General features: G+C 69.5%; 13 protein-coding genes. 9 read left to right on the forward strand and 4 right to left on the reverse strand.

Going from position 1 to position 15,706, the window contains the following annotated elements:
• Positions 1–42 precede the first annotated feature (42 nt).
• The 4 genes from IEZ21_RS12660 (at position 43) to IEZ21_RS12675 (ending at position 3,485) form a co-directional block, all read left to right on the forward strand.
• On the forward strand, positions 43–435 hold the full coding sequence (locus IEZ21_RS12660; protein ID WP_246567650.1) for a hypothetical protein: 393 nt from the start codon (positions 43–45) through the stop codon (positions 433–435).
• Positions 436–596: 161 nt separating this feature from the next.
• The gene (locus IEZ21_RS12665) at positions 597–1,631 is read left to right on the forward strand and encodes an ATP-binding cassette domain-containing protein (protein ID WP_189321982.1); all 1,035 of its coding nucleotides are present in this window, start codon (positions 597–599) and stop codon (positions 1,629–1,631) included.
• Positions 1,628–2,479: an ABC transporter permease gene (locus tag IEZ21_RS12670; RefSeq protein ID WP_189321983.1), complete on the forward strand. Its 852-nt coding sequence runs from the start codon at positions 1,628–1,630 to the stop codon at positions 2,477–2,479. Before IEZ21_RS12665 ends, IEZ21_RS12670 begins: the two co-directional genes overlap by 4 nt.
• 106 nt (positions 2,480–2,585) lie before the next feature.
• Entirely contained in the window at positions 2,586–3,485 is a 900-nt protein-coding gene (locus IEZ21_RS12675) for a hypothetical protein (protein ID WP_189321984.1), read from the forward strand.
• Here the strand turns inward: IEZ21_RS12675 and IEZ21_RS12680 are convergent.
• Complete coding sequence (locus IEZ21_RS12680; RefSeq protein ID WP_189321985.1) at positions 3,400–4,797, reverse strand: aminotransferase-like domain-containing protein; 1,398 nt, start codon at positions 4,795–4,797, stop codon at positions 3,400–3,402. The genes IEZ21_RS12675 and IEZ21_RS12680 overlap by 86 nt on opposite strands.
• A gap of 87 nt (positions 4,798–4,884) precedes the next feature.
• Here IEZ21_RS12680 and IEZ21_RS12685 point away from each other — a divergent pair, with 87 nt between their 5' ends.
• On the forward strand, positions 4,885–5,673 hold the full coding sequence (locus IEZ21_RS12685) for an alpha/beta fold hydrolase (protein ID WP_189321986.1): 789 nt from the start codon (positions 4,885–4,887) through the stop codon (positions 5,671–5,673).
• 386 nt (positions 5,674–6,059) lie between these two features.
• The gene (locus tag IEZ21_RS12690) at positions 6,060–7,076 is read left to right on the forward strand and encodes an endonuclease/exonuclease/phosphatase family protein (protein WP_189321987.1); all 1,017 of its coding nucleotides are present in this window, start codon (positions 6,060–6,062) and stop codon (positions 7,074–7,076) included.
• 68 nt (positions 7,077–7,144) lie between these two features.
• Here IEZ21_RS12690 and IEZ21_RS12695 read toward each other — a convergent pair whose 3' ends face one another.
• Entirely contained in the window at positions 7,145–9,223 is a 2,079-nt protein-coding gene (locus tag IEZ21_RS12695) for a PhoX family protein (RefSeq protein WP_189321988.1), read from the reverse strand.
• Positions 9,224–9,486: 263 nt separating this feature from the next.
• Here IEZ21_RS12695 and IEZ21_RS12700 point away from each other — a divergent pair, with 263 nt between their 5' ends.
• Both IEZ21_RS12700 and metG (IEZ21_RS12705) read left to right on the forward strand, forming a co-directional pair.
• Positions 9,487–11,313: a VWA domain-containing protein gene (locus tag IEZ21_RS12700; RefSeq protein ID WP_189321989.1), complete on the forward strand. Its 1,827-nt coding sequence runs from the start codon at positions 9,487–9,489 to the stop codon at positions 11,311–11,313.
• Positions 11,314–11,448: 135 nt separating this feature from the next.
• Positions 11,449–13,056: a methionine--tRNA ligase gene (gene metG / locus IEZ21_RS12705; RefSeq protein ID WP_189321990.1), complete on the forward strand. Its 1,608-nt coding sequence runs from the start codon at positions 11,449–11,451 to the stop codon at positions 13,054–13,056.
• 87 nt (positions 13,057–13,143) lie between these two features.
• Here the strand turns inward: metG (IEZ21_RS12705) and IEZ21_RS12710 are convergent, their stop codons facing one another.
• Positions 13,144–13,581 (reverse strand): PIN domain nuclease, encoded by a 438-nt coding sequence (locus tag IEZ21_RS12710; protein ID WP_189321991.1) that lies wholly within the window; start codon positions 13,579–13,581, stop codon positions 13,144–13,146.
• A complete protein-coding gene (locus IEZ21_RS12715; RefSeq protein ID WP_189321992.1) occupies positions 13,578–13,787 on the reverse strand; it encodes a type II toxin-antitoxin system VapB family antitoxin in 210 nt (69 codons plus the stop codon). The genes IEZ21_RS12710 and IEZ21_RS12715 overlap by 4 nt, the downstream gene beginning before the upstream one ends.
• A gap of 192 nt (positions 13,788–13,979) precedes the next feature.
• On the opposite strand from IEZ21_RS12715, the gene metG (IEZ21_RS12720) reads away from it, so the two are divergent.
• Positions 13,980–15,695 carry a methionine--tRNA ligase gene (gene metG / locus IEZ21_RS12720; RefSeq protein WP_189321993.1) on the forward strand — a complete coding sequence of 572 codons (1,716 nt, stop codon included), beginning with the start codon at positions 13,980–13,982 and terminating at the stop codon, positions 15,693–15,695.
• Positions 15,696–15,706: the final 11 nt, after the last annotated feature.

The following is a 15,706-nucleotide window of genomic DNA, read 5'->3' on the forward strand; positions in this document are numbered from 1 at the left end:
GGTGTGCTCTGGAGGCAGGGGCGAGGAGAGAGGAGTGGGGTCATGGCTCACGCAGCGTCACGTACCGCGCGGTGGCACGGCAGTCCCGTACAGCTCGCGACGAAGCTCACCGCCCCCGTGCTCGGCGGGATCGTCTACGGCCTGTGGGCCGCCGCGATCGGGCGGGACGCGGGGCCGATCACCGGCTGGAACGTCCTGCTCGGCGTCGTGGCCGCGGTCGCCTTCGTGGCCGGGTACCTCGGGCTGCGTCTGCTCGGCACGCACCTGCCGCGCGAACTGCGTGCCGCCGCATGGGCGGGCTTCGCGGGCGTCGCGGTCGGGTTTCTGCACGGCCTCACCGGCTCGAGCGTGCTGCGGTCGGCGGCCGTGGCGTTCGCGGTGGCGGCGGGCGCGTTCGTGGTGGTGTTCTACCGCTTCTACACGACGGAGGGCTGACGTCCACACGACGGAGGACTTAGGTCTCGGGGGCGACCGCGGGACTAGGACAAAAAGCCCACGACGAATCCAGTGCCGAAATCTACGATGAGTTTGCTGCCCGGTGGGGGTCTACATCTCAACGACAGCTCAGCACTCGTAGAGGACTGGATGGGGCGGACATGAAAAGCGACCACCTTGCCGGAGGTGGGCCGGCGATCGAGACCGCCGGCCTGGTGAAGACCTTCGGCGACAACCGTGCCGTGGACGGCGTCGACCTGCGCATCGAGAGGGGCACGGTCTACGGCCTGCTCGGTCCGAACGGCGCGGGCAAGACGACCACGGTACGGATGCTGGCGACCCTGCTCCGCCCCGACGGCGGCGAGGCCCACGTCTTCGGCCACGACGTCGTACGGGAGGCGGACGCGGTCCGCAGCCGGGTCAGCCTCACCGGGCAGTACGCCTCGGTCGACGAGGACCTCACCGGCACGGAGAACCTCGTACTGCTGGCCCGTCTGACCGGCCACAGCAAGAAGGCCTCGTACGAACGCGCGGCCCAACTCCTCGCCGCCTTCGGCCTGTCGGAGGCGGCGGGCCGCCAGGTGAAGCACTACTCCGGCGGTATGCGGCGCCGTATCGACATCGCCGCGTCGATCCTCAACACCCCGGACCTGCTGTTCCTGGACGAGCCGACGACGGGCCTCGACCCGCGCAGCCGCAACCAGGTCTGGGAGATCGTACGAGCGGTCGTCGCCCAGGGCACGACGGTGCTGCTGACGACGCAGTACCTCGACGAGGCCGACCAGCTGGCGTCCCGGATCGCCGTCATCGACAAGGGCAAGGTCATCGCCGAGGGCACCAAGGGCGAGCTGAAGGCCTCGGTCGGCGCCGGCGCCGTGCACGTACGGCTGCGGGACGCGGACCAGCGCCCCGACGCCGAGCTCCTGCTCAGGCAGGCCCTCGACGCGGACGTACAGCTGGAACCGGACCCGGTGGCCCTGACCGCCCGGGTCGGCAGCAACGGAGACGCGAACGGCGTCGGCCCCTCCGAGAAGGCCTCCCGGGCCCTCGCCGAACTCGCCCGCGCGGGCATCATCGTCGACAACTTCTCGCTGGGACAGCCGAGCCTGGACGAGGTGTTCCTGGCCCTCACCGGCAGCCCGACCGACCACGACCGGACGACCGACGAGGCACAGACGAAGGAGGCCACGGCATGAGCACCGCGACCCAGACCACCGAGAGCACGGAACTCGCCCCGGTCCGCACCGAGAGCCTGGCCGAACTGCTCGTCGCCCGGGAGCGGCCGCCGCGGCCGAACGCGCTGCAGACGTCGCTGACGTTCGGCTGGCGGGCGATGCTCAAGATCAAGCACGTACCGGAGCAGCTGTTCGATGTGACGGCGTTCCCGATCATGATGATCCTGATGTACACGTACCTGTTCGGTGGTGCCCTGGCCGGCTCACCCAGCGAGTACATCCAGTATCTGCTGCCCGGCATCCTCGTGATGTCCGTGTCCATGATCACGATGTATACGGGTCTCGCGATCAACATCGACATCGAGAAGGGCGTCTTCGACCGCTTCCGTTCCCTGCCGATCTGGCGGCCGTCGACGATGGTCGGCTATCTGCTCGGTGACGCCCTGCGCTACACGCTCGCGTCGATCGTGATGCTGACGGTCGGCCTGATCATGGGCTTCCGCCCGGACGGCGGTTTCCCCGGCGTGGTGGCGGGCGTGGTGCTGCTGATCGTCTTCTGCTTCGCCTTCTCGTGGGTGTGGACGATGGTCGGTCTGCTGATGCGCACGGAGAAGGGCGTGATGAGCGTCAGCATGATGGTGCTGTTCCCGCTGACGTTCCTCAGCGACATCTTCGTCGAGCCCGAGACGATGCCGGGCTGGCTCCAGGCCTTCGTCAACAACAACCCGATCACGCACGTCGCCTCGGCGGTCCGCGATCTGATGGGCGGCTCCTGGCCGACCGAGGAGATCGCGTGGACGCTGGGCTGGTCGGCGGTGTTCGTGGCGGTGCTCGGGCCGGTGACGATGCGGCTGTACAACCGCAAGTGACAGCCGGCCGGGGTGTCCCCCGGAAGAACGCAATCCACGTCCGGATGCAGTCACCCCGGCCGTGCCCCGATGGCTACGGGGCACGGCCGGGGTTCTTTCTTGAGCTGTGGATAGAGTCGGTGTTCGGAAAATTCTCTCGGCGGTACTGATCGTCCTCGGCTGCCTCCTCGTGCCGCTCGGCGGGCTCTCGGCGTGGGCGAAGTACGAGATCGGCGACACCCGGCGGTACGTCGACACGATGGGGCCGCTCGCCGCCGGGCCCGATGTGCGCGGGGCGGTCACGGACACCGTCACCGACAGGATCATGGCCAAGGTGGAGGCCGGGCCGCTCGAGGACGAGTTCCGGCGGTTCGTGCACGAGACGGTGCTGTCCTTCACCGGTACGCCTACCTTCCGCGCCGCCTGGGACACCGCGAACCGGGCCGCGCACGACGCCGTTCTACGGACCCTGCGCGGCGAGCACGACAACACGGTCACGCTCGATCTGGCTCCCGTCACACAGCAGATCAAGGACCGGCTGGCCGCCGACCGCGTGCCGCTGGCGCACCGCATCCCCGTCGCACACACCGAGATCACGGTCCTCGAGGGCCAGGAAGTGGCCACGCTCCGGAGGGGTTTCCGCATGCTGGAGTTCGCGGGTTTCTGGCTGCCGCTCGCGGCGGTGGCGCTGGCCGTCGGCGGCATCCTCCTTGCCGTACGCCGCCGCCGCGCGATCATGGCGACGGCACTGGGCACGGCGCTGGGCGCCGCCCTCCTCACCCTGGCGACCGCGGTGGGCCGCGCCGTGACCCTCGCCGACCTGCCGCCCCACGTCTCCCGCGACGTGGCGGCCACGGTCTACGACGCTCTCACGTCCACGCTCCGCACGGCAGCGTGGACCATCCTCGTCCTCGGCCTCACGGTGGCGGCGGCGACCTGGCTCACGGACCGTGTCGCGCGACGTCGCGCACGATCCGCAGAGCCTCCTCCAGCACCGGCACGGAAACAGACGCGAGCCCGAGCCTGACGGCGTCCGCCGCGGAGCCCGGCGTGGTGGGACGCGCCGCCTGCGTGCGCTCGGCCTGTGTGCGCTGGGGCTCCACGGCGAACGCCCGCCCCGGCGTGAGCGCCACCCCGCGTGCCGCCACCGCAGCCGTGAACGTGTCCGCGCGCCAGGGCGGCGGCAGCTCCCACCAGGTGTAGTACGCGTACGGATCGGCCCGTACCGCGAACTCCCCCAGCCACTCCTCGACGAGCCGCTGCCGCGCCCGCGCGTCCGCCCGCTTGGCCGCGACGAGCCGCTCGACCGTCCCGTCGCCGATCCACCGCACCGCGGCCTCCAGCGCGAACCGCCCCGCCGTCCACCCGCCCGACCGCAGCGCCTCGGCGACCGTGCCCACCCGCCCCGGCGGCACGACGAGGAAACCGACCGTGAGGCCGGGGGCGACGCGCTTGGACAGCCCGTCGACGAGATACGTGCGCTCGGGGGCGTACGAGGCCAGGGGAGTGGGGCCCGCCCGGCCGTCCCGGAGGAAGGACCAGATCCGGTCCTCGACGACGGGAAGGTCCAACTCCCGCAGGGCTCCGGCCAGTTCACGCCTCCTTCCGTCCCCCATCGTCACGGAGGTGGGATTGTGGAGCGTCGGCTGGGCGTAGACGGCGGAGAGCGGCGCGGCGCGATGGGCGGCGACGAGGCCGTCGGCCCGTAGCCCTTCTTCATCCATCGCGAGCGGTACGAGCGTGATGCCGATCCGTGCGGCGATCTCCTTGACCAGCGGATACGTCAGCGCCTCCACGCCGACGCGTCCTCCGGGCCGTACGAGTGAGGCGAGGGCGCCCGCGATGGCCTGGCGGGCGTTCCCGGCGAAGAGGACCCTCTCCCGGTCGGGCCGCCACCCCGGACCGCCCAGGAGCCCGGCGACGGCCTCGCGCGCGGCGGGTGTGCCGGTGGCGGGCACCGTACGCGTGGCCTCGGCCAGCACGTCGGCCCGCAGCAGGGGCGCGAGCCCGACGGCGAGCAGCTCCGACTGTCCTTCCGCGAAGGGGTAGTTGAGCTCCAGATTGATACGCGGCCCGGCGGCCTTGTCCTGTTCTTCCTCCTCCTCGGCCAGCGCCCGCCCCGACGGCACCGGCCCCGCCCGTACGAACGTCCCCCGCCCCACCTCGCCGACCACAAGGCCTCGCCGCACCAACTCCGCGTAGACACGCCCCGCTGTGGACCCGGCGATACGGCGCCGCCGCGCGAACACCCGCTGCGGCGGCAGCCGTTCACCGGGCTTGAGCCGCCCGGTGAGGATCTCCTCGGCCAGCCGGTCGGCGATCCGCCGGTAGTCCTCCACGCGCGCTCATCTCCCATCACCCTCGGGATTGCACCGAGGGCAAAGTTCTCATTGCACCGAGTAGTCGATGCCGCCTAGGGTCCACTCATGGCTCCCTTCCTCGCATACGAGGACAAAGGCGCGAAACTCTCAACTCCCCTGCCCCTTGTCCTGATCCACGGCCACCCCTTCGACCACACGATGTGGACACCGCAGGTGAGCGCCTTCTCCCCGACGCGCCGGGTGATCGCCCCGGACCTGCGCGGTTACGGCGCCTCGCCGGTCGTCCCCGGCCTCACGCCACTCTCCACGTTCGCCGAGGACATAGCGGCCCTCCTGGACGAACTGCACGTGGAGCACTTCGTCCTCGGCGGCCTGTCGATGGGCGGCCAGATCGCCATGGAGTGCTACGCCCAGTACCCGGACCGCATCCGGGGCCTGATCCTGGCCGACACCTTCGCCTCCCCGGAGACTCCGTCCGGCAAGAAGTCCCGCAACGAGATGGCTGACCGGCTCCTGAAGGAGGGCATGCGCGGCTACGCGGACGAGGTCCTGCACAAGATGGTCGCGCCGTACGCCGACGCGTCCGTGGCCGCTCACGTCCACGGCATGATGACCGCCACGCCTCCACCGGGCGCGGCAGCAGCCCTACGCGGCCGGGCGGAACGCCCCGACTACCGCGACCTGTTGACCCGGGTCACGGTCCCGTCCCTGGTCGTGGTGGGCGAGGACGACGAATACACCCCCGTCTCGGACGCGAAGACGATGGCCGAAGCGCTCCCCGACTGCACGCTCCACGTCATTGCCCGGGCGGCCCACATGCCGAACCTGGAACGTCCGGGGGAGTTCAACGGGGCGCTGGCGAGGTTCTTGGGCCGTGTCGACGGCTCTGCTTGAGCGGGTTTTCTTCCCCAGCCCCGCCCCTTCCCGAAACTGGGGGCTACGCCCCCAGACCCCCACAAGGAAGGTCGTGTTTCGACTGCGGACCCGTCGTGGCTGGTCGCGCAGTTCCCCGCGCCCCTGAAAAACCTGCGCCTCCCCGTGCCCCTAAAGGGGCGCAGCCCCTGCTTTAGGGGCGCGGGGAACTGCGCGAGCAACCCACGACAACCCGCACCCGCACACAATCCCCAACACCCCACCCCGCTAGGCGCCCACCCGCCGGAGGCAGCGGGGCCTGGGGCGGCAGCCCCAGCCTCGGGAAGGGGCGGGGCTGGGGAAAGGAACCCTCCCCCCACCCACCCCGTCTTTGAGGGAGGATCCAGGCAGAACGGAAGGTGCGGACTTTGGGTACTGCTACGGCTGAGGCGGACGAGTGGGCCGACGCCCCGGTGGCGCGACGGCCCGGGCGCGCGGCCGGCGTCTGGATCGCAGCCCTGCTGCTCCTCGGCGTGAGCATCGTCGTAGGGTGCCGGATCGCCGACACGGACGGCATCACCCCCGTACCGCAGGTCATCGCGTTCCTGCCCTGGCTGCTCGCGCCCACCGGCCTCGCCCTCCTCCTCGCCGGCCTGGCGCGCTGGCGCGTCGGCCTCGTGTGGGGCGTGCTCGCAGCCGCGGCGATCGCCTGGTTCATCGAGCCGTACGGGAAGACGAGCGAGCCGAAGGGCACCCCGGTCGCGGAGCTGCGCGTGCTGACGTCGAACGTCGAGTTCGGCCAGGCCACCGACGAGCTGATCGAGATCGTACGGAGCGAAAAGCCGGACCTCGTCTTCGTCGAGGAGTGCGAGGTCACCTGCGACGAGAAGCTGACGCGGGCCTTCCGGGCGGAGGGGGCCAAGGAGACGTACCCCTACCGCCAGGCCGTGGAGGGCTACGGCTCGGACGGCTCCGTCATCCTCAGCCGGTACCCCCTCAAGCCGGCCCCCGGCGTCAAGGGCACCATGGGCATGCCCGGCGCGATCGCCGACGTGGAGGGCCGCGAGGTGAGGGTCCAGCTCGCCCACCCCATGCCCCCGCTCCCGGCCCACGTGGACGACTGGCAGAGGGAACTGGACGCGCTGCGCGACTACGCCGCCGCCGACAGGACCCGCCCCACCATCCTCGCGGGCGACTTCAACGCCTCCCAGGACCACGCCGCGTTCCGCCGCCTCCTGGACACGGGCCTGCGTGACGGCGCCCGACTCACCGGCGAGGCCCGCACTCCGACCTGGCCGGCCCGTACGCTCCCGGCCTTCGGCACCCAGATCGACCACATCCTGGTCTCCGAGGACTTCGCGGCGGACAGGTCCCGCTTCCTGGACCTGAAGAACTCGGACCACCGTTCCCTCCTCCTGGACCTGACCCTCCACGAGCAGGACTGAACGCGGTGTGGGCCGCCCCTCTGCAGGAGGGGCGGCCCACACACGTACACGTCAGAAGTCGACGCTGCTCAGACGCCGATGTCGCGGCCGTCCTTGCGGTACACCGCGACCACCGACGGGCGGACGTACGTGCCCGGGCCGTCGGGCCAGGTGCTCGCGGGGTTCTCGACCGTGGCGTCGTCGATCTCGCCCGGGTGCTGGACCGAGACCAGGACGCGGCGGTCCTGGACGATCGGGCCGCAGGTCTCGGCACCGTTCGGCATGGTCAGGAACTGCTTCAGCTCACCGCGCCGGTCACCGCGCGTAGCTACGCCGAACAGACCGTCGTGGTAGCCGAGTTGGGCACCGTCCGTGGAGATCCACAGGTTGCCGTACCGGTCGAAGGCCACGTTGTCCGGGCAGGAGATCGGGCTGACCTTGTCCTTCGGGAAGCCGGCGAAGTAGGTCGCCGGGTCCTTCGGGTCGCCCGCGACGAGGAACAGCGACCAGGCGAAGCTCGTGCTCTCCGGGCGGTTCCAGCGCTCGGTGAGCTCCAGGACGTGGCCGTGCTTGTTGGCGTTGCGCGGGTTGGCCTCGTCGGCCTTGGCATTCGTACCGACACCGCGGTTGGTGTTGTTCGTCAGCGCGACGTACACCTTGCCGGTGTGCGGGTTCGGCTCGATGTCCTCGGGCCGGTCCATCTTCGTGGCGCCGACCTTGTCACCGGCGAGGCGCGTGAAGACGAAGACCTCCTCGGCGGTCATGCCCTCGACGTGCGAGACGGCACCCTTCGCCGTGGCGGTGGCCAGCGGGATCCACGTACCGCTGCCGTCGAACTCGCCGTCCTTCGGCAGCTTGCCCGTGCCGTCGATCTCGATCGCCGGGGAGTCGCCGGTGAGCTTGGCGACGTACAGCGTGCCCTCGTCGAGGAGCGTCAGGTTGTGCTCGCGGGCCCGGCGGCTGTGGCCGTGGGCCATCCGCTTGCTGCCGACGAACTTGTAGAAGTAGTCGAAGCGCTCGTCGTCACCGGAGTAGACGACCGGACGGCCGTCGTGCGTGAGGCGGACGGTCGCGCCCTCGTGCTTGAAGCGGCCGAGCGCGGTGCGCTTGCGGGGCGTGGAGGTGGGGTCGTACGGGTCGAGCTCGACGACGTAGCCGAAGCGGTGGACCTCGTTCGGCTCCTTGGCCACGTCGAACCGCTTGTCGAACAGCTCCCACTTGCGCTCGGAGGCGGCGGTGCCGATGCCGTACCGCTTGTCCGTCGCCCGGCTGCTGTTGGCGAAGTACTGGTTGAAGTTCTCCTCGCCGTGCAGCGTCGTGCCCCAGGGGGTCTCGCCGCCCGCGCAGTTGTTGAGCGTGCCGAGGACCTTGGTGCCGGTCGGGTCGGCGGAGGTCTTGAGGAGGTCGGACCCGGCGGCCGGACCGGTGACCTTGAACTCGGTGGTCGCGGTGACGCGACGGTTGAGGTGGTGGCGGGGTACGGGGGTGAGCTTGCCGCTCTTGCGGTCCTCCTCCACCACGACCACGGACAGACCGTGCGCCGCCCAGGCGATCTCGACCTGCTCGCGGGTGGGCTTGGCGTCGTCGTAGCCCTTGAACATCAGGATCTCGTCGGTGTACTCGTGGTTCGCCACGAGCACCTGACGGCCGCGCTCGCCCGGCAGCGGGAGCAGACCGAGGTAGTCGCAGTTGTAGCCGAACTGGCCCGACTGCGCCTTGGCGCTCTGCTTGTCCGGGTCGAAGGCGGGGGCGCCGCGGAGGATGGGCTCGCCCCAGCGGATGACCACGTTCTGGGCATAGCCCTCGGGGATGGTCACGGTGTCGGCGGTGTTCGGCGCGACGGGCGTGAACCTCAGGCCGCGTGCCCCCTTGCCGCCCTTGTTGTACGCCGCCGGGGCCGCGCCCTCGGCGGTCTGCGCGGCGGCCTCCGGGGCGCCGGCGCCGATGACCGCACCCCCGGCTGCCGACGCGACCGTCACCACGGCGGCGGCGCGCATCATGGAGCGGCGGCTGAGCGCACCGGCGATGACATCGCCGACGTACTCGTTGGTGGTGGTGTTGGGCACCTCGTGGAAGCAGGCGTCACCACACCGGAATCTACAGGTCATCGCCGAACGGCCACCGGGGTGTGAGCCGGTCGAGCCGATCAGTGGCAGCAGGTTGCGCACGGTCCCTCCCAATATTTCCTGGGTCGGGCGTGACGCTAGGGGCACGCGCGTTCGGCCACACTGCCTTCAGGTGAACGAGGAGTGAACGTGGGGGAGTTGATGCGGCTTTGATACGGCGTTGACGTCGGCGGTCCGGCTCAAGGTGGGGTCGCGGCCCGTTTGGAGGTCCGACCCTGAAGTAGATCTTCCAACCTGGCGGCTAACCTTACGTGTCCGTCCTGGCCAGGGATTGACGGAAAGACCTCATGCGAAGGGTTGCGCACATGGGCATTCTCAACCTCCTGCGAAACGCATTCGGAAAGTCACGCAAGGGGCGCACCTCCGAGGGTGCCGACGTGCCTGCGGCAGCTGAGCAGACGCCTCCGGTGGCTGAACGGGCGACTTCGGCTCCGACAGCGGAAGCGGAGCGGGCGGCTTCGGTCCCGGCTCCGGCGCCGGAGCGGGCGTCCGAACCGGTGTCGGTGTCGGTGCCTGCGGCGGCTGAACGGTCGGCTTCCGCGCCGGAGACTTCGGTGCCGGCATCGGCGGCTGAGCCCAAGGGGTCGGCGGTGGATGACCTGGTGTCGGCGGCGTTCGACAACGTGACGGTGCCGGTGCCTGCGGCCCGGGAACAGGAACGTGAGGCTGAGCCGACGCCTGCGGCGGCTGAGCCGGAGACGGCGCCTGCCGCGGAGAAGGCCTCGGTGACAGAGGCGGAGCCCGAGGTTGAGGCTGCCGCCGAGGAGCCGGTCGTTGAGCCGGAGGTTGAGGCGAAGCAGACGCCTGCGGCGGCCGAGGTCGAGCCGGAGCCTGTGGCGGAGAAGGCCCCGGTGACAGAGGCGGAGCCCGAGGTTGAGGCTGTCGCCGAGGAGCCGGTGGCCGAGGCGGCTCCTGAGCCGGAGCCTGCGGCGGCTGAAGCGGAGCCGGAGCCGGTCGTCGAGCCGGAGCCCGAGCCCGTCACAGCCGAGGTGGCTTCGGAACTCGAATCCGAGCCGCAGGCCGAAGCCGAGCCTGCGCCTGCGCCCGCCGCTGAGGCGACACCGGCACCCGCGCCCGAGCCGGCCATCGATGAGGTAACGCCGGAAGCCGTGCCCGAGCCGGAGGCTGAAACCGAGCCCGCTCCCGAGCCGAAGCCGGTCGTCGAGCCGGAGCCCGCCGCGGCCGAGACGGCTCCGGAACCCGAGCCCGAGCCCGTCGCCGCTGAGGCGACACCGGCACCCGCGCCGGAGGCAGAGCCGGTCGTCGCCGAGGCGGCACCGGAAGCCCTGCCCGAGCCGGAGGCGGTCGTCGCAGACGCCGAGCCGGAGCCCGCCGCGGCCGAGGTGGCTCCCGAAACCGAGCCGACCCCTGTCACCGCCCAGGCGGACGAGCCCGCGGCCGCCGACGGCGATCAGACCCCACAGGGGCCACCCGCACCCGACGACGAAACCGCCACGGGTGGTGCGGGTGGGAACGACAAGGCCGAAGGCGAAGCCGAGGCCATGCCCGCCACCCTCGTCACCGCCTACAACGCCGCCCGCGAAACCCTCACCACCCGCAACCTCACCGGCACGACCGCCAAGGTCTACCTCGTCCTGGACCGCTCCGCGTCCATGCGCCCGTACTACAAGGACGGCTCCGCCCAGGCCCTCGGCGAGCAGGCCCTCGCCCTCGCCGCCCACCTCGACCCCGAGGCCAAGGTCCACGTCGTCTTCTTCTCCACGGAACTCGACGGCACGGGCGAACTCACCCTCACCGACCACGAGAACAAGATCGACGACCTGCACGCAGGGCTCGGCCGCATGGGCCGTACCAGCTACCACACGGCCGTCGAAGAGGTCATCAGCCACTACGAGAAGTCCGCCACCACGGACCCCGCACTCGTGATCTTCCAGACGGACGGTGCCCCGGACGCCAGGACCCCCGCCACCCAGTCCCTCACGGACGCGGCGAAGAAGCACCCCGCCGTCTTCTTCTCCTTCGTCGCCTTCGGTGACCCGGAGAACAAGGCCTTCGACTACCTCCGCAAGCTCAAGTCGGACAACACGGCCCACTTCCTGGCCGGCGAAACCCCACGCGAGCTGACCGACCAGGAGCTCTACGAGGGCGTACTGGCGAACTGGCGCCCGTAGCCACCTCGTAGAACCTCCCAACGACCGACAGGGCCCGGCTCACCCCGGGCCCTGTTCCCGTCGTCCCGTAATCCCGTGATCCCCCACCCGTAATCGATGTGAGTCGGTCTTCCCCGGGCCAGTACGATTTCGACCATGGCGGCCAATGGATCCGAGAAGCAGGGCGGGAAGGCGTACTACGTCTCCACCCCCATTTATTACGTCAACGACGCTCCTCACCTGGGCCACGCCTATACGACCGTCGCAGGCGACGTGCTCTCGCGCTGGCATCGTCAGCGCGGTGAGAAGGTGTGGTACCTCACCGGCACGGACGAGCACGGTCAGAAGATCATGCGCACCGCGGAGGCGAACGGCGTCAGCCCGCAGGAGTGGGCCGACAAGCTCGTCACCGAAGCCTGGAAGCCCCTCTGGGAGCACCTGGAGATCGCGAACGACGACTTCATCCGTACGACGGAGAAGCGTCACACGGACCGCGTCCAGGAGTTCGTCCAGGATCTCCACGACAAGGGCGAGATCTACAAGGGCGGCTACGAGGGCCCGTACTGCGTGGGCTGTGAGGAGTACAAACTCCCCGGCGACCTCATCGAGGCCGAGGACGGCACGAAGCTGTGTGCCATCCACAAGAAGCCGGTGGAGATCCTCAAGGAGGAGAACTACTTCTTCAAGCTCAGCGAGTACGGCGAGAAGCTGCTCGCCCACTACGAGGCGAACCCGGACTTCATCCAGCCCGAGTCGGCCCGCAACGAGGTCGTGAACTTCGTCCGCCAGGGCCTCCAGGACCTCTCCATCTCCCGTTCCACCTTCGACTGGGGCGTCCCGGTCCCGTGGGACGACAAGCACGTGATCTACGTGTGGATCGACGCGCTGCTGAACTACGCGACGGCGGTCGGCTACAACGAGAACCCGGAGAAGTTCGAGAACACCTTCCCCGCCGACGTACACCTGGTCGGCAAGGACATCCTCCGCTTCCACGCCATCATCTGGCCCGCGATGCTGATGGCGCAGGGTCTGCCGTTGCCCGGCAGGGTCGTGGCCAACGGCTGGCTGATGGTCGGCGGCGAGAAGATGTCGAAGTCGAATCTGACGGGCATCAAGCCGCAGGATCTGACGTCCCACTTCGGTGTGGACGCGTACCGCTGGTACTTCCTGCGCGCGATCGCGTTCGGCCAGGACGGCTCGTTCTCCTGGGAGGACTTCTCCGCCCGCTACACGAGCGAGTTGGCGAACGACTACGGCAACCTCGCGTCGCGCGTGGCCGCGATGGTCGGCAAGTACTTCGGCGGCGCGCTGCCGGAGGCGACGGCCGTGGGCGAGGCCGAGAAGGCCGTCCAGAACGGACTGGCCAAGGCAGCGGCCGAGGCGGACCGCCGCATCGGCGACGACCTGGACTTCCAGGGCGGCATCCTGGCGATCTTCGACTTCGTGAAGCAGGTCAACGGCTACATCTCGGAACAGGAGCCGTGGAAGGTGGCCAAGGACCAGTCCTCCGAGGGCCAGGCCCGCCTGGCGACGATCCTCTACACCGCGGCGGAGTCGCTCCGCGCGGTGGCGGTCCTGCTCAACCCGGTCATGCCTGACACCTCGCAGAAGCTCTGGGACTCCCTCGGCGCGGACGCCGTCCTCGGCGCGCTCCCCGACCAGACGCTCGCCGACGCCGCCGTCTGGGGCCGGCTCCCGGCGGGCGCGACGATCACCAAGGGCGCGGTGCTCTTCCCGCGCCTGGAGGAGAAGCCGAACGCGTAATACGTACTGCGTACGTACATGAGCACATGACGGGGCCCCAGGAACGAACTGTTCGTTCCTGGGGCCCCGTCATTCCCACCGGCGTTCTCAGGGCTCGGGCTCAGACTCGGATTCGGGCTCGGCCAGCCAGACAGTCGACTGGCCCGTACGGCGGGCGACGGTCTCGAAGTCCCGGTCGTGATGGAGCAGGGTCAGGCCCGCCAACTCGGCCGTGGCGGCAACGAGCAGGTCGACCGGTCCGGCCGAGCGGTGCTCACCGTTGTCGGTGAGAAGCTGCTGAACCTCGCGAGCGCGCTGATAGATGCCGTCGGGCATCAGGGTCCAGCTGAACAGCCGCCGCAGACGCTCCTGTTTGGCATCCCGGTCCTTTCCGGAACGGGCGGAGAAGAGGAGTTCCAGTTCGGTCAGGTCACAGAGCGCGACCAGCCCGTTGTCGAGCACCTGCTCCCATCGCTCGTCGTACGCATCGCTGCTGAGCAGGCGCACGACTGCCGAGGTGTCGATCAGATACGAGACGTCACTCACCGGCGGTAGTTCCTCTTGTCCAGAAGGATGTCGAAGTCACCTCGCGCTCCCATCTCACGGAGTTCAGCCAGCGCTATGGCCCGGCTGCGCCGCTTGGCGACTTCCAGCAGCGCGGTGTTGACGGTGTCCTTCTTGGTCTTCGTGCCCAGCAGATCCTGGGCTTCCGCCAGAGCCTCGTCGTCGACCTCGATGAGCAGCTTCGACATGACAGACCTCCCCATATAGATGCGCGACACTCAGGATATATATAACCCTTGGGAGTGTCCACCTGCGGCCCGGATGGACGATCATTCCCGATCGCCCCGGTCGACTACGATTCCAAGGTTCGTAGGACGGCCCGGCGGTGCAGCCGGCATCGATATCCGTCACCCCACGTAGCGACCTGGGAGCAACCCGCAATGGCTCGACACCTCATCACCAGCGCCCTTCCGTACATCAACGGGATCAAGCACCTGGGCAACATGGTGGGGTCCATGCTCCCGGCGGACGTCTACTCCCGGTACCTGCGCCAGCGCGGCCACGACGTCCTCTACATCTGCGCGACCGACGAGCACGGCACCCCGGCCGAACTGGCGGCCAAGGAGCAGGGCATCCCGGTCGACGAGTTCTGCGCGCAGGCGCACGACGCGCAGAAAGCGGTGTACGACGGCTTCGAGCTGGCCTTCGACTACTTCGGCCGCAGCTCCTCCCCGCAGAACCGCGACATCACGCAGGAGATCGCCCGCGAGCTGAAAGCGAACGGCTTCATCGAGGAGCGGGCGATCCGTCAGGTGTACTCGAACGCCGACGGCCGCTTCCTGCCGGACCGCTACATCATCGGCACCTGCCCGCACTGCGGTTACGACAAGGCCCGCGGCGACCAGTGCGAGAACTGCACGCGCGTACTGGACCCGACCGACCTCATCGAGCCGCGTTCGGCGATCAGCGGCAGCAGCGACCTGGAGATCCGCGAGACGAAGCACCTCTTCCTCCTCCAGTCGGCCCTCGCAGGAGAGGTCGAGGCCTGGGTCGACGAGCGCGCCGACAACTGGCCGGTGCTGGCCTCCTCCATCGCCCGCAAGTGGCTCACCGAGGGGCTGCACGACCGCGCCATCACGCGTGACCTCGACTGGGGCGTCCCCGTCCCGGCCGACACGTGGCCGGAGCTGGCCGCCGACGGCAAGGTCTTCTACGTCTGGTTCGACGCCCCGATCGAGTACATCGGCTCGACGAAAGAGTGGGCGGACGAGGACCCGGAGAACCGTGACTGGCGTTCCTGGTGGTGGGAGTCGGAGACGGACGTCCGCTACACGCAGTTCATGGGCAAGGACAACGTCCCCTTCCACAGCGTGATGTTCCCGGCGACCCTGCTGGGCACCCGCGCCCCGTGGAAGAAGGTCGACGTCATCAAGGCCTTCAACTGGCTCAACTACTACGGCGGCAAGTTCTCCACCTCGCAGCAGCGCGGCGTCTTCACCCACGACGCCCTCGACATCCTCCCCGCCGACTACTGGCGCTACTTCATGATGGCGAACGCCCCCGAGTCGGACGACGCGTCGTTCACCTGGGAGCACTTCACGGCCACGGTGAACAAGGACCTGGCGGACACGCTGGGCAACTTCGTCAACCGCGTACTGTCCTTCTCCCGCAAGCGCTTCGGCGACGACGTCCCGGCGGGCGGCGAGCCCGGCGAGGCGGAGGCCAGGCTGGGCGAGCAGATCGCCCGCCTCCTCGCGGAGTACGAGGAGCAGATGGAGGCCATCCAGTTCCGCAAGGCGACGGCCGCCCTGCGCGCGCTCTGGTCGGCCGGCAACTCGTACCTCGAGGAGAAGGCCCCCTGGCTGGAGATCAAGACCAACCCGGAGGGCGCGGCCCTGACCCTCCGTACGGCCATGAACCTCATCCACCTCTACGCGGTCATCTCCGAGCCCTTCATCCCGTCCTCGGCGAAGGCGATGCGCTCGGCGTTCACGCTGCCGAACGACACGGCGGCCTGGGTCACGCCTCAGGAGGCCCACGCCCTGTCCTCCGTCCCGGTCGGTACGCCCTTCACGGTCCCCCCGGTCCTCTTCGCCAAGATCACGGACGAGGACCTGGAGACGTACAAGGAGCGCTTCGGCGGCGAGTCGGAGTAACCAGCGCGAGG

Source organism: Streptomyces flaveus (genome assembly GCF_014647675.1).
Classification (GTDB): Bacteria; Actinomycetota; Actinomycetes; order Streptomycetales; family Streptomycetaceae; genus Streptomyces; species Streptomyces flaveus.